The sequence below is a fragment of the Brevinematia bacterium genome (genome assembly GCA_039630355.1).
Classification (GTDB): domain Bacteria; phylum Spirochaetota; class Brevinematia; order DTOW01; family DTOW01; genus SKYB106.
This window is the reverse complement of the sequence record JBCNVF010000038.1, coordinates 1-23,854: the sequence shown is the minus strand read 5'-3', so window position 1 is coordinate 23,854 and position 23,854 is coordinate 1. Positions and strand designations below refer to the sequence as shown.

22 protein-coding genes and 1 other RNA gene are annotated in these 23,854 nt (G+C 36.7%); 21 read left to right on the top strand and 2 right to left on the bottom strand.

The window, feature by feature from the left end:
- The coding region (locus tag ABDH28_03135) for a hypothetical protein (GenBank protein MEN2998013.1) at positions 1-237 on the top strand (237 nt) is incomplete at its 5' end.
- Between the two features lie 56 nt (positions 238-293).
- Positions 294-629, top strand: a transfer-messenger RNA (tmRNA) gene (gene ssrA, locus ABDH28_03130).
- Position 630: 1 nt separating this feature from the next.
- On the opposite strand, the gene folE2 is transcribed toward ssrA, so the two are convergent.
- Positions 631-1,398 (bottom strand): GTP cyclohydrolase FolE2, encoded by a 768-nt coding sequence (folE2, locus tag ABDH28_03125; protein MEN2998012.1) that lies wholly within the window; start codon positions 1,396-1,398, stop codon positions 631-633.
- Positions 1,399-1,626: 228 nt separating this feature from the next.
- Between folE2 and ABDH28_03120 the strand changes: the two genes are divergently transcribed.
- From ABDH28_03120 to ABDH28_03085, 8 genes are read left to right on the top strand one after another with little or no spacing between them, the layout of a single operon-like run.
- Positions 1,627-2,136: a hypothetical protein gene (locus ABDH28_03120; protein ID MEN2998011.1), complete on the top strand. Its 510-nt coding sequence runs from the start codon at positions 1,627-1,629 to the stop codon at positions 2,134-2,136.
- 16 nt (positions 2,137-2,152) lie between these two features.
- Positions 2,153-4,018 carry a hypothetical protein gene (locus ABDH28_03115; protein ID MEN2998010.1) on the top strand — a complete coding sequence of 622 codons (1,866 nt, stop codon included), beginning with the start codon at positions 2,153-2,155 and terminating at the stop codon, positions 4,016-4,018.
- A complete protein-coding gene (locus ABDH28_03110) occupies positions 4,015-5,913 on the top strand; it encodes a hypothetical protein (GenBank protein MEN2998009.1) in 1,899 nt (632 codons plus the stop codon). Before ABDH28_03115 ends, ABDH28_03110 begins: the two co-directional genes overlap by 4 nt.
- Before the next feature lie 54 nt (positions 5,914-5,967).
- Positions 5,968-6,402 (top strand): hypothetical protein, encoded by a 435-nt coding sequence (locus ABDH28_03105; protein MEN2998008.1) that lies wholly within the window; start codon positions 5,968-5,970, stop codon positions 6,400-6,402.
- Positions 6,403-6,448: 46 nt separating this feature from the next.
- Positions 6,449-7,840 carry a UDP-N-acetylmuramoyl-tripeptide--D-alanyl-D-alanine ligase gene (murF, locus tag ABDH28_03100; GenBank protein ID MEN2998007.1) on the top strand — a complete coding sequence of 464 codons (1,392 nt, stop codon included), beginning with the start codon at positions 6,449-6,451 and terminating at the stop codon, positions 7,838-7,840.
- Positions 7,837-9,162: a hypothetical protein gene (locus ABDH28_03095; GenBank protein MEN2998006.1), complete on the top strand. Its 1,326-nt coding sequence runs from the start codon at positions 7,837-7,839 to the stop codon at positions 9,160-9,162. Before murF ends, ABDH28_03095 begins: the two co-directional genes overlap by 4 nt.
- Before the next feature lie 37 nt (positions 9,163-9,199).
- Positions 9,200-9,364 carry a hypothetical protein gene (locus tag ABDH28_03090; GenBank protein ID MEN2998005.1) on the top strand — a complete coding sequence of 55 codons (165 nt, stop codon included), beginning with the start codon at positions 9,200-9,202 and terminating at the stop codon, positions 9,362-9,364.
- Between the two features lie 9 nt (positions 9,365-9,373).
- Complete coding sequence (locus tag ABDH28_03085; GenBank protein MEN2998004.1) at positions 9,374-10,033, top strand: metallophosphoesterase; 660 nt, start codon at positions 9,374-9,376, stop codon at positions 10,031-10,033.
- 28 nt (positions 10,034-10,061) lie between these two features.
- Here the strand turns inward: ABDH28_03085 and ABDH28_03080 are convergent, their stop codons facing one another.
- On the bottom strand, positions 10,062-10,700 hold the full coding sequence (locus tag ABDH28_03080) for a phosphoribosylanthranilate isomerase (GenBank protein MEN2998003.1): 639 nt from the start codon (positions 10,698-10,700) through the stop codon (positions 10,062-10,064).
- A gap of 248 nt (positions 10,701-10,948) precedes the next feature.
- Here ABDH28_03080 and ABDH28_03075 point away from each other — a divergent pair, with 248 nt between their 5' ends.
- The 11 genes from ABDH28_03075 to ABDH28_03025 form a co-directional block, all read left to right on the top strand.
- Complete coding sequence (locus ABDH28_03075; GenBank protein ID MEN2998002.1) at positions 10,949-11,308, top strand: MarR family transcriptional regulator; 360 nt, start codon at positions 10,949-10,951, stop codon at positions 11,306-11,308.
- Between the two features lies 1 nt (position 11,309).
- On the top strand, positions 11,310-11,930 hold the full coding sequence (gene hisIE / locus ABDH28_03070) for a bifunctional phosphoribosyl-AMP cyclohydrolase/phosphoribosyl-ATP diphosphatase HisIE (GenBank protein MEN2998001.1): 621 nt from the start codon (positions 11,310-11,312) through the stop codon (positions 11,928-11,930).
- Complete coding sequence (rnpA, locus tag ABDH28_03065; protein ID MEN2998000.1) at positions 11,902-12,273, top strand: ribonuclease P protein component; 372 nt, start codon at positions 11,902-11,904, stop codon at positions 12,271-12,273. The genes hisIE and rnpA overlap by 29 nt, the downstream gene beginning before the upstream one ends.
- Before the next feature lie 91 nt (positions 12,274-12,364).
- The gene (locus ABDH28_03060) at positions 12,365-12,955 is read left to right on the top strand and encodes a TetR/AcrR family transcriptional regulator (protein MEN2997999.1); all 591 of its coding nucleotides are present in this window, start codon (positions 12,365-12,367) and stop codon (positions 12,953-12,955) included.
- Positions 12,956-12,958: 3 nt separating this feature from the next.
- Complete coding sequence (locus ABDH28_03055) at positions 12,959-14,386, top strand: TolC family protein (GenBank protein MEN2997998.1); 1,428 nt, start codon at positions 12,959-12,961, stop codon at positions 14,384-14,386.
- A 104-nt stretch (positions 14,387-14,490) separates the two neighbouring features.
- Positions 14,491-15,450: an efflux RND transporter periplasmic adaptor subunit gene (locus ABDH28_03050; GenBank protein ID MEN2997997.1), complete on the top strand. Its 960-nt coding sequence runs from the start codon at positions 14,491-14,493 to the stop codon at positions 15,448-15,450.
- A gap of 343 nt (positions 15,451-15,793) precedes the next feature.
- Positions 15,794-20,620: a ribonucleotide reductase N-terminal alpha domain-containing protein gene (locus tag ABDH28_03045; protein ID MEN2997996.1), complete on the top strand. Its 4,827-nt coding sequence runs from the start codon at positions 15,794-15,796 to the stop codon at positions 20,618-20,620.
- Between the two features lie 39 nt (positions 20,621-20,659).
- Entirely contained in the window at positions 20,660-20,938 is a 279-nt protein-coding gene (locus ABDH28_03040) for a DUF503 domain-containing protein (protein ID MEN2997995.1), read from the top strand.
- The gene (locus ABDH28_03035; GenBank protein MEN2997994.1) at positions 20,935-22,440 is read left to right on the top strand and encodes a ComEC/Rec2 family competence protein; all 1,506 of its coding nucleotides are present in this window, start codon (positions 20,935-20,937) and stop codon (positions 22,438-22,440) included. The genes ABDH28_03040 and ABDH28_03035 overlap by 4 nt, the downstream gene beginning before the upstream one ends.
- A gap of 21 nt (positions 22,441-22,461) precedes the next feature.
- Positions 22,462-23,211, top strand: coding sequence for a TlyA family RNA methyltransferase (locus tag ABDH28_03030; GenBank protein ID MEN2997993.1), 750 nt, complete (start codon positions 22,462-22,464; stop codon positions 23,209-23,211).
- A gap of 240 nt (positions 23,212-23,451) precedes the next feature.
- Positions 23,452-23,854, top strand: a 403-nt coding sequence (locus tag ABDH28_03025; protein ID MEN2997992.1) for a tetratricopeptide repeat protein, incomplete at its 3' end; no start/stop codon positions are given.

Genomic DNA, 23,854 nt, shown 5'->3' with positions numbered 1-23,854 from the left:
AAGTTGCTGTTTCTTATGGTTGTTGCGTTGAATATTGGTTTGATAGCGGGTGAGATTGTGAGGGAGCGGTTGAGGGGTGAGATGAAGGTTAAGTATTCTGGGCCTTTTGTGTTTTTCTACCTTCTGGGTAGGGCTAGTGTGATGGGGTTAGGGAAGGACGATTGGAGAGTTGCTAGGATGAGTTATGAACACGAGGTATTCAGAATACTTTTTCACAAAAGAATACCAAACTCTTAACCAAACTTCAGTCTGTTGAAAATTGCCGAATTTTTTACTATAATTTATCTGCAAGCGGGGGCGATTTTGGGTTCGACGGGGGTTAGGTAGCTCCTAGAAATCATGCCGTTTTCCCGCGTTAAGGGGTTAAGAAAAAGTGCCGAAGAAGAACTTGCTCTCGCAGCTTAGTACCTGCGAGCCTTGACATGCTGATGCTCCTCTAAGCATGTTAAGGTCGGTCAGAGGAGCTAGGATATCTTGATACCCCTAAAGATATCTGAAGCTATCAGGGGTGTAGGGTATATTGAAGGTGCCTATTCCTAGATATACCCGAACTTAAGAATAGGCTAAGCATGTATAAATTTCTAGGTGTGATAACCCTCGGACAGGGGTTCAATTCCCCTCGCCTCCAAACTACAATTTCTTCTCTATGTAAGCATAAGCGTTGAAAGGGTGAATACTTTCCAAGCTTTCTGCTTCAATCCCATACCATATGACCTTGCTATTTTGGTCTAGTTCTAAGGCTATATCTCTAACAATGTCCTCAACAAACTTAGGGTTCTCGTAAGCTTTCTCCGTAACAAATTTCTCGTCCTCTCTCTTTAAAAGCACAAAAACCGGTGAAGATACATTCCTCTCTATCACTTCAACAACTTCCTCTATCCATACTATACCTGACATTTTTAGAGAGACCGATACATTTACCCTTTGGTTGTGAGCATTATGGGAACTTATCTCCTTTGAACAGGGACAAAGAGACATACCCATTGCAGAAACAGTTAGAGTGAAGTCATATCTATCGCTACAGGTAGCATCAAAAGAGATGTTATAGTAATTTAAGCCATAGTTCTTAGAGATGGGGGAAAGCTTCTCTATAAAGTAAGGAAACCTTAAAGAAATTTCAGCTTTTTCTGATTTTAGTTTCTCTTTTAAGTTCCTTAAAACTGTTTCCAACTTTTCAATGGATATCTCTTTACGGTGCTTATTTATCACCTCTATGAACCTACTCATGTGGGTGCCTCTGTAGTCTTTTGGTAAGAAAACATACATATCTATATCTGCTATGGTGTGCTGAACTTTGTTATATTTATCAAGCAGAACTATTGGGTATTTTAGTCCCTTTATTCCAACTTTATCAATATCTTTACCCCTGACGTCTCTCTCGGATTGAACATCTTTCATACGCTAACTCTCGGAACAGGATAAGTTTTTTACACTAAAGCCTTTGATTTCAAGTAATATTTACGTTATGCCTAAGTGTAATTCTTGTTTCTTCTTCTCTCGCAGTCCCTATCGGGACTGGTATAAATACTTTACCTAGTTGTGAATTTTAGACTTTATTGGATTGGATTTTTCAAATGTTGAAAGCGGAGAGTTGATTATTTACCATAAAGGTAAAGGAGGAAGTTTATGAGAAAGAAAGTTTTGATTTCGGTAGTGGTTTTATCTCTTTTCCTAGGCTATTCCTCTTTTGGGTTTTACCTAAATCTTACTCCTGATCAAAGAAAAGACTTGGCAGAAGACTGGTTGGAGGCAGGGAAAGCTTTTGAAGCCTCTGGTAAAACCAAGAAAGCTATAGTTAGCTATAAACATACATATAATCTATATCCTTTTGGAGATAGTGGATCACAAGCTAGAGAAATACTTGAACAGAAGTATGGAATTTCTCTCAAGTTTACGAAATCTTCCTTTGAGAAGTATAATGTTGAAATTGCGAAAAAATATGAGAGATCAAATTACAGATATTCTGTCAATGCTTATCTTATGGCCTATGATGTAAGTGCTAATCCTGAGTATTTATACAAAGCTTCAGTTATACTTTTTAAGAACAATCAAAAGGAGAAGGCTAAGAAGCTTGCCCAGGAAGCGATAGAGAAAGGGTTTGACAAAAATAAGGTCAATCCGCAAATGTTGAAATAGCCTAAAGTTGCTTTTTATGGAAGAGTCTGCAATACAGTTACTAGACACCGACAGTAAAAGATATGTAAGAAAAGTTTCTATAAAGACTCTATTGAACTTCTTCTCCGCAGAGGTAATAGGTTTTGGATTTGGAGTTCCTATAGCGACAGTTATAGCGATAGGGTATGGAAGTATACCTGGTGATATAGTTGTTGGTATCTATCTTTTCCCGATAGTTGTGACTACAGTCTTTGTTGTGCTATTTTTGGCTTTTCCAACTAATCTATATCTAATTCGGAGATTGGTAAAAATTATTTTTGAACCGACTTACGAAAACATAAAGACTTTTGTGCTTTCAGATTCAAGGATACCGTTATATGCCTCAATAAACTTGTTTTTCAGAATAGTGATGGTGGGAATAATAGTGAATATATGGGGATATATGAGGCAGTATGGCAATGTTGCTATGGAAACTTTTCTTGCTACAACGATCTCACCAATATTTGGTTCTTGGACAGCAAGTATAGTGTATTTTTTCGTTCTTCAAAATATCTTAGGAAGCTACAATGTAAAGATGAAAGATTTTATTCATTTGTCTAAGAAGAGTGAGATTTCTAAGATTAAGCATTTATCTATGAAAACAGTATATCCCCCGTTTATAGCTGTTACACTTTCTATGTGTTCTTTCCTCATAGTTTCTGGAAACTTGCTTGGAGCTGGGACATGGGGCATGGTTATGATAATTCTTTCTTGTATAATAGTTGTTTCTCTTCTCCTAATAGCTTCATACATTACCATGACTAAGGTTCTACATAATATCACCTATATTCTTGATCATTGGGAAGAACAGAGGGAAAAATTCTCCTCCTATGGGTTGTATGATGTGGAGGAAGTATCTAGGAAAGTATATGAACTTCAGCTTTATTATTCACACATAGAGTCTATATTAAGGAGAATTGTTGAGAGTTCTAAGGATATTCCGGATAAACTGCTTTCCTCTTCTAGGGCTGTTTCTTTATCTATAAGTTCTTTTATACCAAAGTTTGATGTCAAAAAATTACGATTACCGCAATATCAAGAAATCAGGAAGGAAACCTCTAACCTAAACTCTTTTGTATCTGAATTAATCCAAAAATTCGGTTTTCTATACTCACAGGTAGGATATTTTAAATCTGCATTCTCACTAAATCTTTCCAATTCTAAAGAACTTGTAGAGTTGATTTCGCAGGCACAAAATTTACTTTCTTTGGTATACACTCACGTTTCTTCACTCTCTAAGTTACTCCTAGGGATAGAAGAAAACACCTCGTATATGAGCTTGGTTTCTAGAGAAGTGATTATTTCCAATATTAGTAAGATTGAGAGATATTCAAAGGAAGCTGAAATGGTGTTCATTAACTTTCAGCTTGAGATGGCTAAAATTGGTTATCCTGGGGAGTTAGGATCAATATCGTTGCAACTTAGTAGAGTGTTGGGTAAAATCTCAAGCTTATCAAAGCTAATTAAAAATAGTGCAGTCAGTTTTGAAAATTTAGCAAAAAGGCTTTACGAAGATACAAAGAAGATTTTCATATCCTACGATTCGGAAACTCTTTTGTTAACTGATCAATCGGCTAAAATGGAGGACATAGGCAAAATTCCTGGGGTGGTATACAGTAGTTTAAGTGAATTTAAAAGTTCCAGCAAGGAGCTTGCGATTGAGAGAAAATTGTCCTTGCAAAACATGAGGAGGAGTTTGGACACAGTGTCTCTTAGTGTCTCACGATTGCAGACTACAAGCAAGAAACTTGAAGAATTATTTTCTTTTATGGTAGGAAAGGTTTCTGAGGTTCAGAAGATGGTTGATTCCCATACTGAAAAAGCGAGGGCACTTAGGAAGATGTTTGAGATCTTGGGAAAATGAAAAAGGTGGAAAGAGCATCTGCGCTTATAGTGGCACTGATGATGGTATTAGTTTTGTCTGTAGTGTCAGTTTCACTTCTTAGTTTTATTGGTTTTTACTATCTTGACTCTTCAAGACTATATGAGAGTGAGAAACTGAAAATGATTTCAGAGAAAGAGGTGTTTGAAACGATTGCTTTGGCCAAAAGTGGAATTATTGTGACAAATGTGCAACTGAGAACGAATACAGACAATTTCGTCTATAAGGTTTGGAGGGAGGTTTTCATAACAAATAATATTTATGAGGTAGTGTTGAAGCTAGAATCTGCAAAATCTTCGGTCAAGAGAAATTTAACCTTTTATGTCCTCTTCCCTACGGATTTTTGTTACATCAATCTTTCAAAGCTCATTATCCAAACTAACACCAAATGTGTTTTTTGGGGATATTCCTTTCTAGGTGGAATTGAAGGTGAAGCTGTAGATACCTTCTTTGCCTTCTCATATTTACCTGTATTTTCAAACATCACGAATATGAAAGTGGCTTCTTATATAGCTTCAGCGAGGATTTCTCCTGAGACTCCATCTTTAGATTTAAATATTAGGTATAGAACTAACCTAGTAAATACTGCAGAAATGAAGATTTCTGTTGATGAACTACTTAAGAAGGTGGAAAGTATGGTTGAAAAGGAATGGATCATTAGTAGACACCAAAACGAGATAGTTGAAGTTCTAAACCCTTTAAGTTCTGAGAAGAAGTTCCTAGGTTCTTTTTCTTACGCTAATCCAAAAATTAAAGTAGACATCAGTAATGTTGGAAATATCTATTTTTCCGAAAAGCTATCCTCAAGACTAACCTTAGATAACTCTGATACTCTAGGATCCAGAGGAGAAATTACTAGAAAGTTTGTTGGGATAAGTAATGGTTACCTTTTCTTTGTTACAACACCTGTTGAGGTTCTGTTGCCTCCTGAAGCATTTTACAAACCTTTTAGTGTAAAGCTTAACTCTTCCCATACAAGGATTGTTGGGAAGTATAGGAAAATCACAGGTATATACTTTGATAATACTAACGAGAATCTTCTTAATAACAAAGTTCTCCTCAGAGGAGATGCAGTAGAGATAGTTTCCGAGGAACTGAGGGGAAAATACTATGTGAGTATTGGTAAGGGCGATGGTATAAGAAGAAGATTTAGAATAGGAAATATTAGTCCTCAGAAAGTTTTTATTGGAGATAGAGAAGCTAGAGGGTTCTTTGTTGAAGACTTTCACCTTATCTTCACAGATCCACCCGAAGATGGTAAAGAAGTAATAGTAATGACTAGAATTCCAAGGATATTCGTTAGCAAGGCTTTACCTCCGGATGGAATCTATGTGTTCTCGGACAAAGTTGAGAGAGCAGTAGTTCTAGATTTTGACAGGATTCAGAATTTGCCCAAAAATGGAGTAATTTTTTCACATTTGCCGGTGGTGGTAAAAGGAAGTCCCAACGAACCTGTTGTAGTAGCTTCAAGAAAGAGCATATACGTTGATGAGATCAACAATATTCCTAATGCAAAAACGATAGTTTTAATTTCCGGAGAAGGGGTGTTTTTGAAGGAGCAAGTTGAAGTGCTTAGAAACATTTTTATAGTTTCAAGGCTTGATGGGTTGTATAGGTTAACCCCTGCTAGAACTGATGATGTGTCAGGTGAGAGGAGTAAATGGGTCTTTGGCACGGTTGTACTGACAGGAGAACTTAGAAACGGAAATTTGGAAAAAACTTCCCAGTCATATATTTTTAGCTATGAGAACCCTATAAACTCGTCAACGTTTTCCATATCTGAGAGAGTAGCTAAGGATTACCTTTCTCAGAGTGATTTTGGCAGAAACATAAGAGATCTCATCCCTCCAATGGCAGTTGTGACTAAGGTGAAGTAGTAAATTCAGAATTAACTTTATGTTCCGATCCTTTTATGTGAGGAGAAAGAACCTATGAGGGTTTTAATCTTATTACTAACCATGTATATGATGCTTATTGGGGTGAAGTCTTTTGGGGAGGTAAACTTTTCTAGTCCTGAGAGTGTAGTATCCAATGCTATTGAGAAACTAAGGAAAAAGGAGTTTCAGGTCCTTCTGTCTCTTACCGAGTTGGCTGAGAAAAAAAGAGTTGAAATGATCATAGAAGCGTACAATAATTCTTACGATAAGCTAATGATAGATAGAAGCATTGAGTATTTAGAGTCGTTTAAAGTTGTGGATACCTATTATGAGGGTGAGTTTGCAGTTGTAACTGTTGATTGGGTTGTTAGAGGTTACTATCAAAGTAGGGATGGAGTAAAATCTTATAATGCTGTTAGGAAAGTTCTATACTTGCTTAAGAAGTTTGAAGACAAATGGAAAATAATAGCTAAGAAGGTAAGAATTTAGAAAACTTCATTTTTTGTTTTTGTTTGGTTTAAAATTAGGTTGAGATATGATAGAAGTTTCAGTAAGCTGGTTAGCTAAGGCTTCAAGGGGTAAGTTGGTTGTCAGTGGAAAGCAAAAGGTGATAAGTGGGATATCAACTGATTCAAGAACTATAAAGGGTGGAGAGTGTTTTGTAGCTTTAAGGGGTAAAAATTTTGATGGACATACTTTTGTGTTTGACTGTATTTCTAAAGGTGTTAGCACATTTGTTGTTGAAGATAGCTTTTTTAGTGCTACTAAAGATAAAATTAGAGATGTTAATGTTGTAGTGGTTAAGGATACTTACAAAGCTTTGATGGATATAGGTGCTAGTTATAGGAGTGACTTCATATCTGACAAGAAGATCATAGGTATAACTGGAAGTTCAGGTAAAACAACTACCAAATACCTAATTTCTCAGCTTCTGTCCTACAGATATAACGTTGAGTATTCTCCTAAAAGCTATAACAACAACATTGGGGTTCCTTTATCACTTTTCAGGATAAACTATGATACAGACATTGGCGTGGTAGAGATGGGAATGAACAGGAAGGGAGAAATTAGAAAACTTTCTAGGATTGTCACACCTGAAGTTGGCATAATAACAAACATAGGGTATGCTCACATAGAATTTCTGAAGAGCACAAGGAATATTGCCCTTGCTAAGGCTGAAATTTTTGAGGGAATGAGGCCAGGAAATACAGTGTTTTTGAATAAAAATTCCCGTTATCTTGATGTTCTTGAGAACAGTGCTAAGAAGTTCCAACTTGATGTTAGGTATTTTGACTTTAACAATGCCAGGATCATTGAGGATAATGGAATAGATGGGATTGTCTTTGAATACGATGGAATCAGATTTGAAACGCGAATTCCGGGAATACATAATATTGAAAACCTAGTCTGTGCCTTTGAGGTATGCAAGTTCTTTGATATTAACGTTGAGGATCTGGTGTCTATTGTTAAAAACCTGTCTCTACCTGAAATGAGGAATTCAATAACTAAAGGCTGGTTTACAATCATTGACGACTCTTACAATGCTAACCCTGACTCTATGAAAAGAGCTATTGATTTGCTTAGCAATGTGAAAAATGCTAAAAGGAAAATTGCAGTGCTTGGTGATATGCTGGAGCTTGGTGAACTCTCTCAAAAACTCCATATGGAGATAGGAGAGTATATCTTGGGTAAGGATATTGACTTTGTAATATGCTATGGTGAAAACTTCTCACATGTTGCAGATTTCCTAATAAACAGTGGGGCTTCTAAAGATAGAGTTATCTCAGTTTCAAGTGTTAACGAGATTGCAGAGATATTGAACTACCTGCTTAGGGAAGGAGATGTAGTTCTGGTCAAAGCTTCCAGGGGAATGAAGCTTAATGAGGTGTCTTCTTTCCTAGAGAATAAACTCAAGGAGAAAGTATGATATTTGCTAAACTTTTACTGTCCATACTTTTGACAGTTACTTCTTTCGTCTCTTATCTCTACCTGCTTAGGGTATTAGCAGGACTTAAGTTTTCCTCAACCATTAATATAATTATTCTCGCCACAGTTGGAATTTTTTTGCTACTGTTGATAATTGTCAGTATCTATATCAGTAGGATAAGGAGATATGATATCTCAAGGCTTGATACAAAGGACATTGAAAGTATTTCTAGGTTCTTGAACTTTGTTCCATTTTTCTTCGTTATAGTCTCCATACTTTTTGTATTTTCTGTTTCTGCCTATGAATACAGAGTATCAAAGGATCTAGCAAAGTTTCTTACTCTAGTCTCATTCTGCCTACCAGTGATTTTCATATCCTACTACTCAGTCAAAGCTGTTATTTACGACATCAGAGGTTTAGGGTTTAATGTATTTAGAAGAAGTAGATTTATCAGTATATTTCTATCCTTTATGCTTGTCGTATTTCTTAATGTTGCGATTGGTATCCCACTAATCGTTTATTCTACATTATATGCTAAGCAATCACAGCTTTTCGTAATCTATGTTGTTGTTTTATCGTTTTTGCTGTCTCTAGTGCTTTTTATGTGGAGCCTTGCGTTAAGAGTCAGACATGTTATCAATGTCCTCAAAGCGCCAGAAGTTTTTGAGAAATATGTTCCTGTATTTTCAAATGATGAACTTGGCTTGTTTTCGGTATACTTGGATACTTTCATTCAGAGGCAAAAGGAAACCTCTGGATTTCCTGAAGTTTATGTTGGGGATAGTAAGGTAAGAGTAGAACTAGGAAAACAGTTTTGTGGGTGTGTATGGGTAAGACTATTTGACATCCAGGGTATGTTTTTTGAATTTTCAGAGAAGATTATGGACGATATCCAGTTAGTTTTCTCTAGAATAGAATCAAAAGTCATTGAAACAAGAGGTTATATTGCGAGGTTTGATGGAACTGAGATGATCATTGTTTGGGGATTAGATGGTAAGGATTGGGTTGAGAACCTGAGATCGTTTTTATTTTCCATCTATACATTATATAGGGATAATCTTCTTGAGAGCATAAGGACATTTAAAGTTGGAGTTGCTGGTGGAAGAGTATTTGTTGGGAGTGTTGAGGGTATAAATGGAAATACACCCTACTTTTTTGGTGAATCTATAGTAGAAAGCCTTGTGGTTGGTAAGTATCCTAGAGGAGAAGGTATTTTCGTTTCAGGGGATTTTAAGGATGTTTTTGGTAAAACTGAGTTTGTTGATAGGGTGAAAGTTAAGGACATTAATAAAATAGTAGAAATATACAGGTTACTCATTTAACATTTTACCCGAATACAAATTTGGGAGGTTGGGGTGTATGGGTAAAAAATATTACTACATGGAAGAAGGTGCCCAGAAGGGTGCGAAATTTGACTCTATTGAGGAACTTAAACAAGCTATTTGGGAGTTATTCAAAGATAAAATGTCTAAGGATGAGTTTGATAACTATATTAAGGACAAGATAAAGGAAGTAGAGGAGTAAGGCTGTTTGATGAGAATTCTGTGTGTCAGTGATATTGTAGACAGATACCTTTATAACTCTGATGAATCTAGAAACATAAACCCTGATCTAATTGTATCCTGTGGTGATTTACCACGAGATTATCTAGAGTTTTTGATGTCAAAATTTAATGTTCCGTTGTTTTTTGTTCAAGGTAACCATGACAACTATTTCCCAGAGGTTTCTCTGTGTGGGCTCCACAGATCTAAGTTTGATTTTACTTCACAGCATGACTACACAAAATGTTTTGCAGGGGTTAATATAGACGGAAAGCTTGTTACCTTTAGAGGTGTTACCTTTGTAGGATTTGAGGGATGTAACAGGTATAGCGATGGACCACACCAGTATACCCAGGAAGAAATGAAGATGAAAGTTAGAAAAGTGTATTGGAAACTTTTTTTAAGGAAGACAATTTTCAACTTAGGAGTGGATGTTATTGTAACTCATGCTCCACCTTACGGAATCCATGACAACACTGATATAGTTCATACTGGTTTCAAAGCTTTTATAGACATTATGGAGAGATTTAAACCTAAGTATCTGATCCATGGGCATACGCATATATACGACATTAGAGAAAGTAAAGTCTCTGATTATAAAGGAACAAAAGTAATAAACTGTTATGGATACTATGTTCTTGATTTACCTTAATTCTAATCAATGTCAGAGTGTCTTGGATCTATCTTAGGGATGTTAAAATCTTAAATTTATCATAAACTTCTTTCATGAGATTGTGACTTTTAATTCCTGGTTCTTTCTCTATACCACTTGAGAGATCTATAGCATATAGATACTTTCCGAAGTTTCTTATTATACTCTCAATATTTGCTATGTTTATTCCACCTGATAGAAATATTTTTTTATTTTCCACTTTAGATAGAATCTCATCAACTATCCCGAAGTCTAGGCTTCTACCTGTCCCGCCATACATACCTTCTACAAAGGTATCAATGAGAATATACTCTGAAACACTTTCCTTTACTCTTAGAACATCATCCTTACTCTTTATCCTGAAAGCTTTAATGACAGGAACCCCTTCTTTTAAAAGCCTGGATACGTATTCGTTCGTTTCGTCGCCGTGTAGCTGAGCAAATATGCGGTATTTTTTTACTACCTCCAGCACGATTTCCTCTTTCTCATTTACAAAAACACCAACGAAATTCCCACCAGCAACCTCTTTGAAAATGTTATCAAAACTTTCTATGGTGATGAATCTTCTACTGCCTTTGAAAAATACAAAACCCTGGAAATCAATACCGAGTTCCATGGCAAACCTGACATCCTCTACTCTGGTAAATCCACAAAACTTTATCTTCATTTTAGGAAACCCGAGAAAGAAATTGTTTCTCTTAGAATTTTTATTGAATTCGGTAGAGAGTTGCCATATGTATAACCTTATAGTGTTCGTCAGTTATAAAATTTTGCTTCATACCGAGCACTTTTAGGTGCTTGGTGGAAGAGATTAGAGACCATTTACCCAGTCCCAATAGGGACTGCAAGAAAAGTGGAGAGAAAACTTAATGTTGATTTTATAGAGAGTGGTTACCAATAATTTTTTATAGATGTATGGAGAGTATATGTAAATTAAGAAGAATGTTTTCAGCGGTTTATAAGCTTGAGAGAGATATAAAGAAGAGATTTGGTGTAACTGCAAATGAGATAATGATATTATGTCTTCTAAATGCTCTAGATCTTTCTGCTGGAGAGCTTTCAAAGGAAATAGGAGTATCGGGCTCAAGATTATCAAAGGTGATCAACTCTCTTGAGAAGGGTGGTTATATAGTGAGAAGGATTGATGACAAAGATAAAAGAAAGATGATATTTTCCATAACGAGCAAAGGTAAGAGGAAGGTTGAGGAGTTTGCTGAGTCCAAGCTTGAGGTCCCGGACATTGATATTGAGAAAATATCTAATTTAATATGTTGATATGGTGAAGGTAGATTTCTCTATTGAGGATGTTAAGTTTGATGATAGAGGCTTGGTTCCTGCAATAATTCAAGATGTTAACACACGGATAGTATTAATGCTTGGTTATATGAACAAAGAAGCTTTGGCTAAGACTATGGAGACTGGTAGAACTTGGTTTTGGAGTAGATCTAGACAAAGGTTGTGGAATAAAGGGGAAACTTCTGGAAACTACCATGATGTGGTTTCAATTTCCTTAGATTGCGATAAAGATACCTTGCTTGTTAAAGTTCGTCCAGCAGGTCCTACTTGCCATACGGGAAGCTATTCGTGTTTTGACAGAGAAGAAATGTCAGTTTCCACTTCTGAAATAATAACTGAGGTTTACAATGTTATTTTAGAGAGAAAAGCAAAAATGCCTGAAGGGTCATATGTTGCTAAAAGAATGAAAGAGGGACTTGATAAAATTTTGAAAAAAGTTTCCGAAGAAGCTGGAGAATTCATAATTGCTTCTAAGAACCAAAGTAAAAAGGAAACAGTATACGAACTGGCGGACTTGCTTTTCCACTCTCTTCTGGTTTTAGCTTATCTTGACATACCTATTGAAAAACTTTATGAAGAACTTAGGTCAAGAAGAAAATGATTTCTCTTTCCCTCAGAAGCTACACAAGATAAGATATCTTAGAGATTTTAGGAAGTTGCTGAAAGATGGAAGTCTAAGCTTTTTACCATTTGGATTCATAAGAAGCTTAGAAAACGAAAGGGGAATTTTAAGAGTTGCCGTTTCTATAAGCAAGAGATTTAGTAGAAAATCAACTAGGAGAAACAGACTAAAAAGGGTTATAGTAGAAATGTTAAGGAGAAACAAAAATTCTCTAAAAGGACTTGATATATGGGTTTTTGTAAACTGTAGAATTTCTGAAGACGAGGTTCTACGAGAGTTGCAAAAATTTCTTGAACACATGAAAACTACCGAAACTTCTTAGACACTCATTCAACGTTTGCTCCACTTGACGAGCGATTTTTTTTCCGTTAAATTTATATATCAAGTGAACTGACCAGTCAGTAGGAGGGTTTATGCCGGAAAGTGTTAAGGAGAGGATAATGTATTCTGCAATAAAGCTTTTTGCTGAGAAGGGGTTTCATGAGACTAAAGTTGATGAAATAGCTAAGAATAGTGATGTTTCCAAGGGAACTATTTATCTTTATTTTGCGAGTAAGGAGGAGCTTCTTGAGAAATCTATTGATTTTGTCTTAACTAAGGCTATTCAGAACTATGACTTTGAGGAGGGGAAGAGTTTTGAGGAGAATTTGAGGAACATTATATTTAAAAATGCCGAGTTTGTTAAAAAACATGTAGATTTCTACAAGGTTATGTTCAGTAGTTTTTACAGGGTTAGAAAGAATGAAGAGTTTATGAAGAGAAAGTGCGATTTTGAGAGTATACATTCTAGGATATCAAGTTTGCTTGAGGGAGGTGTTAGGGAAGGTGTTATAAGGAAGGATATTAGTATAAGTAACCTTTCTTTGTTGCTTACGAATCTTATCTTCAGTTCTATGATGAGTTTAGTTATTATGCTTGTTTTTGGTGAGACTGATTCTGATGAAAAGGTTAGGGGTTTTGTTGAGGATGTATACAAATTTGCTGTTTCTGCAGTGAAGGGGTAGTGGATGAGGAAGGTTTTTTGGGTTTTGTTTTTATTTTATATTGCTGTGTTTGCTTACGCAGATATTAGAATAAAGAGTGTTGATGAAGCTATAAGGATAGGTCTTGAGAACAATAGAGAGATTAAAACTAAGCTATTGGAGATAATGTCTGCTAATGCTAGTATAAAGTCATCTTTTGCTGATCTAGTTCTTCCGAGTTTAAACCTTAGTTTTAAGTTCTCAACTTTTGATCCTGCAACCTTGGAGAGGGGTATAACTAAGGTTTCTTCAGTAAAAATAGTTACCAATGTGGTTACGAATGTTTTTGGAGTTTTTACAAATCTTGCTTTTCAGATGGAAGAGAAAGTTGTGACCAATGTGTTTTGGGACAACTATTCTCTGGGTATTGGTATAGCATACAGGGTTCCCTATCTTGCACCTTTTGGATTGGATCTAGGTTTTAACTCTTATTGGCTTCAGGTTAGGAATAGGGAGTTGGTAGAGTTACAGTATCAGAAGTTGATAAGTGAGTATATCCACAATGTTAAGTTAGCCTATTATAATTACCTTTTTGCGAAAGAACTTTCTAAGATAGCTATTGAGACGGATAGAAGACTTGAGGAGAATGTTAGGATAGCTGAGGCTAATTTCAAAGCTGGGATATTTTCTGATCTAGAGCTTATAAGAGCGAAGGTTCAGCTTGCGAATAATAAGCCAGCTCTTTTTTCGTCGCAGAATAATGTGAGGTTGCAGAAGATAAATCTTCTACTACTTTTGGGTATTGATGTGTCAAAAGTTGATGAAGTTGAGATAGATGGAAATGTAGATGAGGTGAAGAGGGAGTTTCTTGATGAGGTAATTAGTTTTGATGAAGGGAGGAGAAGGGTTATTGAGAATAACCTTGATTTGAAGATTCTTAGAAAGCTTGTTGATATAGCTAAGGTGTCAAAGGATGTTTCTCTTTCTGCTAATAAACCAACGTTTTCTCTGTTTTTCAACTATAGCTACGAATTTAAGAAGACGAATTCTATGGATAATGAGAGAGTTTGGACTGATAGTTGGGTTGCGGGGTTTCAGGTGAACATACCTATCTCGGAACTAGTGCCGATATCAAAAAGCTATGCCAATATGGAGAGTGCAGATTATTCTGTACAGAGAGCGGAGTATAACTATGCAAATGCTTTGAATTCAATATTGGGGCAATTGGAACAGGTGAGGCTTAAGTGTAGTGAAGGGCTTGAAAATATACGAGCACAGAAGGCTAATGTAGAGCAAGCTAGGAGATTTCTTGAGATAATAACTACTAGGTACAGGTTTGGTAGTGCGTCAACTCTTGATTTGATAGATGCTCAGATTGCCTATCAGCAGGCAGAAGTGAATCTTCTTAGTGCTTGGATTAGTTATACTAGTAGTGCTCTTGGTTTGAGGAAATTGTTAGGTGAGGTAAGATGATATGGTTTTTGAAAAGTTAGGGGATTTTATCTATGGGTAGATTTAACTGGTGCGGGAATTTGATATTGGACTAGTTTTCTGGTGTATGAGATTTAGGAGGTTTTATGAAGGGTAGGACAAAGATAGTTGTGGTGGTTATTACGGTGGTACTTGTGATTGTGGTAGGGTTGCGATTGGGTTTGACTGTTTTTTCAGAGGGTGGTAGAAAAGATTTTCTTGGAAGGAAGAGGGGGGTTCTGGATTTGACTGTAGTTGCAACAAAAGTTAAAGTTGGAGATATAGAGAGGTATATTTCTCTAGCCGGAGAGATGAGAGGAATTGAGGAAGCTTATGCTTTTCCTGATGTTCCCGGAAAAATTCATAAGATTCTTGTTGAAGAGGGAAGTTATGTAGTGAAGAATCAACATTTAATGTATATAGATAGGTCTCAGGTAGGTTTTTCCTATAATCTTTCACCAGTTAGGGCACCTATTTCGGGTAGAGTTGGAAATATAAGTGTTTCGGAGGGGCAATTTGTATCTCAAACTACTCCTGTTGCTACCGTGGTCAACGATTCAACTATGGAAGTGGTTTTACTTCTACCGGAAACTTTTGTAGGGAGAGTAAGAAAGGGGGATAAGGCAATTATTGAGGTAACTCCCTATCCTCAGGAGAAGTTTATAGGATATGTTTATTCAACAGACATAGTGATTGATAGGGGGACAAGAACTCTCAAAGTTAAGGTAAAAGTTGCTAATCCTTATAGAAAGCTGATCTCGGGTATGTATTGCAATGTTAGAATGCTAGTTGAAAAAGTTTCCAATGTAACTTATGTGCCAAACACATCCATAAGGGAAGTTGATGGAGAGGAGGTTGTATATATCTTGACAAAGACCAATCTTGAGAATGTTAGGGAGGATAACTTTTACTATGTTACTAAGAGAAGGGTTATAAGTGGTATTTCTGACGGTAAGTTTACCGCAGTGTTGCAGGGTGTTAGTGAAGGGGATATAGTTGTTTCATTAGGAGCTGAATATCTCAAAGACGGTGTTATAGTTAGGGTGATAGAGGAAGAAGTAGAATAGGTCGTAACTAAGTTTTGAGATTTATTGAATCCTCTTCTAAGTAGTCAGATCTAGCTCTTGGTTTTACGGGAAGAAGACTTCTAGAATTTTAGAGTAAACAAGATGTTCTCAGTTTTACTTGTTTGTTTAGTAGAATTTCAGACTTTGCTTCTCGGGTATCCATTAGGAAGAGTATTCGTCTGGTTCCAATAAAAACTGCGAGAGAAATAAAAAGAAACCACACCTAATTGTGAATTTTAGGCTTTATTGCGGATGTGAGATGATGTTGATTTCTCACGAAAGTTTTGTAAAAAATTTACGAAAGTTAGTAGGCAGATTATGTGGATAAATTGTGGGAGGGGTTATGAAGGGTATTGAAATCTCAAAGGAAACTTTGGATTGGTTTTTTGGGGATGAACTTAGGGCAAGAGTATTTATAGAGAAATATGCTCTAAGGGATTATAATGGAAGTGTTGTTGAGAAAACGCCGCCAGAGATGTGGAGAAGGGTTGCTAGGGCTATCTCTTCTGTTGAGGCTACTGAGGAAAAAAGGAGAGAATGGGAAGAGAAGTTTTACTGGCTACTTGAAGATTTTAAGATGATTCCTGGTGGTAGGATAATGTTTGGTGCAGGACAAAGCCAAAGAAAGGCAACGCTTCTAAATTGTTATGTGCTTCCGATAAAAGGAGACAGTATAGAAGATATTTATGAGACTATGAAAGAAATGGCTCGCACCTATAGCTATGGTGGAGGAGTGGGTATTGATATCTCCGTTCTACGTCCCAAAGGATCTCCCGTTGAAAACGCAGCCTACACATCAACTGGATCAGTGTCATTTATGGATCTCTACTCACTGACAACAGGGACAATAGGACAGTGCCTTGAAGAAAATACTCTTGTCTTGACTAAGGAAGGGTGGAAAAAGATAAAGAATATAAAGGTTGGAGATAAAGTTTGGACACATAAAGGGTGGCAGAATGTCTCCTATGTCTTTCCAAAAAGAATTATGAAGGTCTTCAGACTGAAAACGAAAAAGGGGTTTTCAATCTTAGCTTCTTCTGATCATAAGTTTCTAGACGACAATTTCAGTCTAAAGCCACTTAGGGATTACAAACAGGGAGACAAGGTGGTAATGCTTAGGTCAAATTATTCGTTGCATAAGGAATACATAAACCTAAAAAAGATACCTACCCTAGACTGTCACATCACTCAGCCTGAGTTTATTGAAGAGGAGTTTTCCTATTGGTTAGGGTGTTTGGTAGGGAGTAGGGTGAAGTTCAACAAGAAAAGTTATAAGCTTTATTTCTATGTTAGAGCAGGGAATTCTGAAGTTCTGGATAACTTTCTCTCCATAACAGAAAAACTGTTTGGACTTACACCAAAACTTAAGGTAGGTAAAGATGCTACTTATAGGGTAGAAATAGTTTCTAAGCCATTGTATGAGTTTTTATGTGTAAATAATCTTCTAGATCCTGTTTCTGGGGAAATCTCCTCTTTGGAGTCTTTATTGAAGTCTCCGACTAGTGTTATATTTTCGTTTTTATCAAGCTTTTGTAGTGCTACGAGACTTAGAGAAGCAAGCAGTGTTTTTAAACTGAGGAGCATATTCAAATTCTTGACTACTTCCTATACTGTTGCCAGTCAGCTTCAACTATTGTTTCTGTCAGTAGGAGTGGTTGCAAAGATAGGTTTAGTAAGGAAGAGAGCAGAGCTTGGAAATCTGTATCAAATTACAGTAGATGAGGAAGAAGTTATTCGGGAATGTTCTAGAGAAGACTTTTGTTACTGTTTTGGAGAGGTTGAAAAGAGTAAGGTGAGTTTGGGAAAGGATTTTATTTTTGGAAGTTTAGACTATTCAACGGATGTACAGGCTAATTTATCTAAGTCTGGAGTGATTTTAGAAGAGAGTTTTTATAAGAAGTGTAACTTATTATTTGTTGATGAGGTTGAGAGTATAGAGGAAGTTGGTGAGAGGAATGTTTACGATATAGAAGTTGAGAATGTTCATAAATTTATGGCTCAGGGGTTTTATGTATCCAATAGTGGTAGGCGTGGAGCTTTGATGATCACTATTCATTGTTCTCACCCTGATGTTGAGGATTTTGTTGTAGCTAAAAACGATCCTTTGAGGATGAAGGTAAGGTTTGCAAATATTTCAGTTTTGCTAACTGATGAATTTATGGAAGCGGTTCAGAGGGATGAGGACTGGGAGCTATGGTACCCAGACATACTAAGAAAGGAAGATTTGCGAAAAGAATTTGGAACTGCTGATGCAAATGAAGTGTTAAACATTCTAAGAAAACGGGATGACTTTGTGGAAATAGATCTATCCAAAAGAAGTTTCTATCACTTTCCAGAAAAAACGTACTTTTATGTTACTAACAAAGATGAGTTTCGCAAGAGGAAGGTTTATAAAACTATTAAGGCGAAGGCGCTCTGGGACAAAATTGTTCATAATGCTTGGGCATCTGCTGAGCCTGGTGTGATATTCTACTCAACTATGAAAAAAATGTCTACCTCTGAATACAATGACATGTACGTGTTAACTACCAATCCTTGTGTTACGGGGGATACTAGGATTTCAACGGAGTTTGGACTTGTTAAGGTAAAAGAGCTTTATGATATCGGTATTCCTTTCAAGGCAGTTTTTGATACCCGGACTGACAAGCAGAGAAGGAAAAAAGGTTGTGCGTTAGCAGAATGTGTTCCTATGTTCAAAACTTCGGATGGTGCTAAAGTCTATAAGGTTGAGACTTCAGCAGGATACGAGATAAAAGCTACAGAGTGGCACGAATTTTATGTTGTTGAACCCGAGAAAAGGTCTACAAAAGGGGGATATAGTGTTGTCAAAAAGCAATTAGCTGACTTGAGAATTGGTGATTGCTTAATGGTGCAATCAGGAGAGGGAGAGTGGGGAAGGAATGGCTATTATGAACTTGGCTTAGTTATAGGGGCTATATGCGGTGGAGTTAGGAAGTATCATGGGAGTGGAAAGATTGAGGAAGCACTTGATGACGAAGTTTGGGCTATTGAAGATTTTAGGAGGGCAGTAAGTGAAGTTGTGAGGACAAGTTACACAAGTGTGGAAGAAACACCTGAGATAGTTTGTAGTAGCGAAAGCAATCTTGCTGTTAAGGAAAAGTCTAAACTTAGCGTATACAAGAAGCTAGAGAGGGTACTTTCAGAACTTTACTGCTTTGGAGAAGAAAATGGATTTAGAGTCCCTGAGGTAGTGTGGAAAGGAAGTAGAGACAGTGTAGTAGGATTCCTAAAAGGCATATTCAGCGTGAGTGGTGATCTAAGGATAAGAGAGAAAAATTCAGAAAGGATTAGTGTTTTCTTACTTCTAAAAGAAAGGGAAACACTAAAGGATATCCAGATACTACTTGCCAACTTTGGTATATTTTCAAGGATACGTTGTGTTTCATTGACGAGCTGGGAAGATTGGAGTTTGGAAGGAAAGAGGTTTGAAAAACTTGGAATTAGTGGATACCTTCTGCTCATAACTGGTAGTAGTGCAGTTAAGTTTATGCAGGAGATTGGGTTTTTACAGGAGGATAGAAATGAAAAGTTTAAGAGATGGTTTGGTGAGGGTAAAGAAACTGTTAGGAAAGAGGAGAGTTTCACAAGTAAAGTGAGGAGCATAGAGTATTTGGGTATAGAGCCTGTCTTTGATACTACACAATTTTATAACCACTCTCTTATATTCAACGGTATAGTTACTGGTAATTGCAGTGAGATTTCGCTTGAGCCTTATGGTGATTGTTGCCTAGGTAATATAAATCTTGAGAGATTTGTTCTAAATGAGTTTCAAAGCGATGCTGAGATAAACTGGGACGATCTTGAAAAAGCGGTTAGATATACTGTTAGGTTTCTTGACAATGTTCTTGAGTATAACAAGGATAGACATCCTCTTAGGGAGCAGTCTGAGGCATCAATGAGGAGTAGGAGGATAGGGGTAGGTTTCACAGGACTTGGTGATATGCTTATCAAGATGAGGATAAAGTATGACAGTGAAGAAGCTATAGATTTTGTCAATGATCTTTTCAATAAAATAAAGCATATAGCCTATGATGAGAGTGTGAATTTAGCTAAGGAAAAAGGACCCTTTCCAAATTTTGATGCCAAAAAGCATCTAAGGTCACCTTTTATAAGGAAGCTTGATAGGTCTCTTCAGGAGAAGATAAAGGAGTATGGGCTTAGAAATGTTGCTCTTCTCACGGTTCCTCCTGTTGGCAGTGGTGCTTTGCTTGCAGGTGTAACTAGTGGAATTGAACCTGTTTTTGCCCTTTCATACATAAGAAGAAGTGAGTCTCTAAGCCAAGAGTTTTTCAAGGTATATCATCCTCTTGTTAAAAAGTATATGGAGAAGTTTGGGATAGAGTATGAGTCTCAACTACCAGATTTCTTTGTCACTGCTCATGAAATAGAACCGTACTTTAGGGTAAAGATGCAGGCAACTATTCAGAAACATATAGACCATAGCATATCTTCTACGGTGAACTTACCTGAATCTACTTCTGAAAAGACAATAAGCGACATATATTTCTACGCATGGAAACTGGGTTGTAAGGGTATAACTGTGTATAGAGAAGGAAGTAGAGAAGGGGTGTTGATAACTGAAGATCAGTCAAAGAAGAAATCCAAAGAGAAACAAGAGTTTAAGAGACCTAGGATACTTTCGGGGGAGACACTTAAGTTTAAGCTTCCACAGGGAACATTGTATGTTACGGTAAACAAAGACTCGGATGGGACTATAAAGGAGGTTTTTATAAATATTGGGAAAAGCGGTGGAAACGAAAAAGCTGATGCGGAGGCAATTGGTAGGCTTATAAGTATATATCTACAGAGTGGAGGTAACGTTGAAGATGTGATAAAACAGCTTGAAGGGATAAAGGGGGAAGAGACATTCTGGGACCAAGGTATGGCACTTCATTCCATTCCAGATGCTGTAGCTAAAGCTTTATCAATAATACATAGAAGTTCTTATGAAGAGAAAATATCTTACCAAGAAATACAGGTAAGCAAGCAGATATCGGAACCTTTCAAGGGCAACGGGGATTTGCAGGAGAGAATAAATTCGGAGGCTAACCCTAAGATGGCGAAATGTCCTACCTGTGGAGAAAGAACGCTTGTGAATGAAAATGGGTGTTTTGTTTGCAAGTCCTGCGGGTATACAAAGTGTTCTTGAGCTAGTAAGAATAGACAAACAAATACATAAGAGGTTATAATGCTTATAGGAACGCTTCAGATTCATCTGTCTTTGCCTTCAAGGACACTTAAAGAGAAGAGGAGGATAGTAAATAGCTTGAAAGATAGAACGAGAAGTAAGTTTAATGCATCTGTTGCAGAAGTAGAATATAATGATGATTGTCATAATGCTCTCATAGGTATAGCGGTGGTTTCTAACAACGGAAACCACCTTAATTCGGTCCTATGTTCTATAATAGATTTCATAAACGCCGAGTTTCCGGGCTTGATGAGTGACTACAAAGTAGAAATATTATGATTTATCTCCTTTTGACGTTTTTATCGCTTTTGGTAGGTTCAGGTTTAGGAATATTTTTTTCTACCTACTACTATCCAAATATACTTTCGCTTTTTGTTGTAAAAAATTTCTTTTATATTCTTCCTATTGTTGTTATACCTTTCATTGTCTTTGTTATATCAAGAAAGAATAGTTTCCTTATGGTATCCATAATTTTAGTTCTCTTGTTTCTCTCGTTCTCCTATACTTCTATTAAAGCGAAGCAGAGACTTGATAATTTGCTAAAGGTTCAGTCTCAAGATTTTCTAAGTGGTAGGGTGAAGATAAGTTTTCTAAATAAGGTTTTTGTTGAGACATCTAACTTTAACGTAGTGGTTTATCTAAGGGAGTTTGATGAAGAGTTTACTTCGTTGGGTTCAGAAGTTATAGTTTCAGGGAGAGCTAGACACATTTATCACTATTTGACCAATAGAAGTATGTTTGGTTACTTTTTGTATTTACTGGGTAATAATGTTCCCTATGTAGTGTATACCGAGGATGATAGTGTTGGTGAAGTAGTTCAGTCTGGTTCTCCTTTTATGGAGTTGGTAAATCGTATAAGACAGGATATTTATAGAAAATTTTCAATCTACCTACCTCACACTTCGTTTATTTCCGCATCTCTTATAATTGGTGAATCTTCTGATATATCAAAGGAGTTTAAGGAGAGTATAAGAGTTTCTGGAATTTCGCATATATTTTCCGTTTCAGGCTTTCATGTAGGTATAATAGTAATAGCTTTTGTGTTACTTCTTAATACCTTGAGAGTTCCGAGATTTCTGCAGTTTTTGGTAGTTTCTGTGTTTTTGGTGGGGTATAGCTTGATGGTTGGTTTAAAGCCACCGGTTGTTAGAGCGTCGGTTCTTGCATCTCTTATTCTGTTGGTTAGAGCTTTTGACTTGTCTCCTAATTATTTGAATCTAACTCTTGTTTTAGGTATTGTTATGTTGGTTTTAGATCCTTTCCTGTCAGTAGATGTTGGGTTTATTCTCTCATTTTTTGCAATAGTGAGTATGATACTTTTTTCAAGATACGTAGACGATCTTATCATCCTTCTTTTCAACAAGGTGGGGATTGAGCCTAGTAAGGTTGTTAAAGGGATAGTGTCTTTATTTTCTGTTTCCCTGACTGCTGTGTTGTTTACTCTACCGGTTGTGCTTCTTTGGTTTGGAAATTCGCCTATGATAGGTATTTTTTCTTCAGTGGTATTGGTGCCGTTATCATCTGTTATTATAGTTGGTGGGGTTCTTTCTTATATTATTAGTTGCTTTCTACCCTTTGTTGGTGAGTTTATGTTTAGGACTGTTAACTTTCTCAATCTAGTGTTTATTGTCATTACTGAGATGTTTTCAAGAGTGCCTCTGGTTGTGAATATTTCTTTTGATAACCTATTTCTAACTGCTTTTGTTGTTTCTTTTTACTATTTTGTTCTGATTTTGTTATTTCTGCTTGTTGCGAATATTGGAAGATTTATAAAAGTATAGTGGGATTGTTTGGGGGAATAGGTGGGTAGGAGGAAGGAGAGGCTAGACATAGTGATGGTGAGTAAGGGGTTGGTTGGTTCTAGAGAGAGTGCGAAGAGGATGATAATGGCTGGAATGGTAATGGTAAATGGACAGAAGGTTCTCAAACCTTCTCAAGAAGTGAGTGAAAGTGATGTTATAGAAATTTTGGAAAAGCCTAAGTATGTGAGTAGGGGAGGGTTTAAGCTAGAGGGAGCTTTGGAGGATTTTGGTATTGATGTAAGTGGTAAGGTGTGTTTGGATGTAGGGGCGTCAAAAGGGGGATTTACTGACTGTCTTCTACAACGAGGGGCAAAACTTGTTTATGCGATTGATGTTGGGTATGGTCAGCTTGATGTATCTTTAAGAAGCAATCCCAAAGTAGTGCTTTATGAAAAGACAAACGCTAGGTATATAGACAAATTAGTTAAGGAGGGGAAAATAAAGTTTAGTGAGTCGGTAAATATCGTCGTAATGGATGTTTCGTTTATCTCTGTAAGGAAGATAATACTTCCAGTAGCTAAAGTGGTTTCAGGAAAGGTGGAGTTTTTGGTGCTTATAAAACCTCAGTTTGAGCTGGAGCCGAAATATGTTGGTAAGGGGGGGATAGTTGATGAAAAGTATCACCACCTAGCAATTGATGCAGTAAAAACTTTTGTTGAATCGGAGGGGTTTAAAGTAATTGGTGTTGTTCCTTCAAGGATAAAGGGTATGGATGGAAACCAAGAGTATTTTATATACTTTGTTTCGTAAAACTTGTTATAATTATCTTTTTCAGTTGCACTGTGTGATATGGTGAGTGGTAAACTCGGTCTTGAGGAGATTGTTGGAAAGGTTTATAAGTAGCAAATTGCATAAGCTAGAGGAGGACTTTTAGAATCTGTTGTAATAGTTATGGTAATACTTTTGAGAGTTCACTTGGTGGTGGTTTTTCTTTTGTTTTGTGTTTTTTCTTGGTCCAAGAGTTTATACTCGGTTTATATTTCTGAGGGGATGTCGTTTTACAAGCTTGGGGAATATGAAAAGGCTGAGGAAAATTTTCAGAGAGCTAGGGAACTTAACCCCTATGATCCTCTACCTTACCGGATGATAGGGTTGTGCAACTATCGTAAAAATCAGTTGGACGAGGCTGTTAAGTATCTTTGCATTTCACTTACTTTAGAGGATGCAGACAATGTTATTACACTTTCAATAATAGGTAACATATACTATAAACAGAAGAAGTATAACAATTCGGTGATAGTGTATAGAAGGTTAGCATCTTTTACGAATTCTGCTTTTGTTTTTTATAGGTTGATGCATTCTTTGGAGAGGGTAGGTAAACTTGAGGAAGCAGTGAGGGTTGGAGAAGATTTTCTGAAGTCTTGTAGCTGGGAGGATTTTGACGAGAAGGTTT

What these genes read in the sequence shown, in the direction of transcription:
- folE2 (MEN2998012.1), bottom strand. Translation starts at nt 1,398, where the DNA reads ATGAAAGATGTTCAATCCGAGAGAGACGTCAGGGGTAAAGATATTGAT.
- ABDH28_03120 (MEN2998011.1), top strand. Translation starts at nt 1,627, where the DNA reads ATGAGAAAGAAAGTTTTGATTTCGGTAGTGGTTTTATCTCTTTTCCTA.
- ABDH28_03115 (MEN2998010.1), top strand. Translation starts at nt 2,153, where the DNA reads ATGGAAGAGTCTGCAATACAGTTACTAGACACCGACAGTAAAAGATAT.
- ABDH28_03110 (MEN2998009.1), top strand. Translation starts at nt 4,015, where the DNA reads ATGAAAAAGGTGGAAAGAGCATCTGCGCTTATAGTGGCACTGATGATG.
- ABDH28_03105 (MEN2998008.1), top strand. Translation starts at nt 5,968, where the DNA reads ATGAGGGTTTTAATCTTATTACTAACCATGTATATGATGCTTATTGGG.
- murF (MEN2998007.1), top strand. Translation starts at nt 6,449, where the DNA reads ATGATAGAAGTTTCAGTAAGCTGGTTAGCTAAGGCTTCAAGGGGTAAG.
- ABDH28_03095 (MEN2998006.1), top strand. Translation starts at nt 7,837, where the DNA reads ATGATATTTGCTAAACTTTTACTGTCCATACTTTTGACAGTTACTTCT.
- ABDH28_03090 (MEN2998005.1), top strand. Translation starts at nt 9,200, where the DNA reads ATGGGTAAAAAATATTACTACATGGAAGAAGGTGCCCAGAAGGGTGCG.
- ABDH28_03085 (MEN2998004.1), top strand. Translation starts at nt 9,374, where the DNA reads ATGAGAATTCTGTGTGTCAGTGATATTGTAGACAGATACCTTTATAAC.
- ABDH28_03080 (MEN2998003.1), bottom strand. Translation starts at nt 10,700, where the DNA reads ATGAAGATAAAGTTTTGTGGATTTACCAGAGTAGAGGATGTCAGGTTT.
- ABDH28_03075 (MEN2998002.1), top strand. Translation starts at nt 10,949, where the DNA reads ATGGAGAGTATATGTAAATTAAGAAGAATGTTTTCAGCGGTTTATAAG.
- hisIE (MEN2998001.1), top strand. Translation starts at nt 11,310, where the DNA reads ATGGTGAAGGTAGATTTCTCTATTGAGGATGTTAAGTTTGATGATAGA.
- rnpA (MEN2998000.1), top strand. Translation starts at nt 11,902, where the DNA reads ATGAAGAACTTAGGTCAAGAAGAAAATGATTTCTCTTTCCCTCAGAAG.
- ABDH28_03060 (MEN2997999.1), top strand. Translation starts at nt 12,365, where the DNA reads ATGCCGGAAAGTGTTAAGGAGAGGATAATGTATTCTGCAATAAAGCTT.
- ABDH28_03055 (MEN2997998.1), top strand. Translation starts at nt 12,959, where the DNA reads ATGAGGAAGGTTTTTTGGGTTTTGTTTTTATTTTATATTGCTGTGTTT.
- ABDH28_03050 (MEN2997997.1), top strand. Translation starts at nt 14,491, where the DNA reads ATGAAGGGTAGGACAAAGATAGTTGTGGTGGTTATTACGGTGGTACTT.
- ABDH28_03045 (MEN2997996.1), top strand. Translation starts at nt 15,794, where the DNA reads ATGAAGGGTATTGAAATCTCAAAGGAAACTTTGGATTGGTTTTTTGGG.
- ABDH28_03040 (MEN2997995.1), top strand. Translation starts at nt 20,660, where the DNA reads ATGCTTATAGGAACGCTTCAGATTCATCTGTCTTTGCCTTCAAGGACA.
- ABDH28_03035 (MEN2997994.1), top strand. Translation starts at nt 20,935, where the DNA reads ATGATTTATCTCCTTTTGACGTTTTTATCGCTTTTGGTAGGTTCAGGT.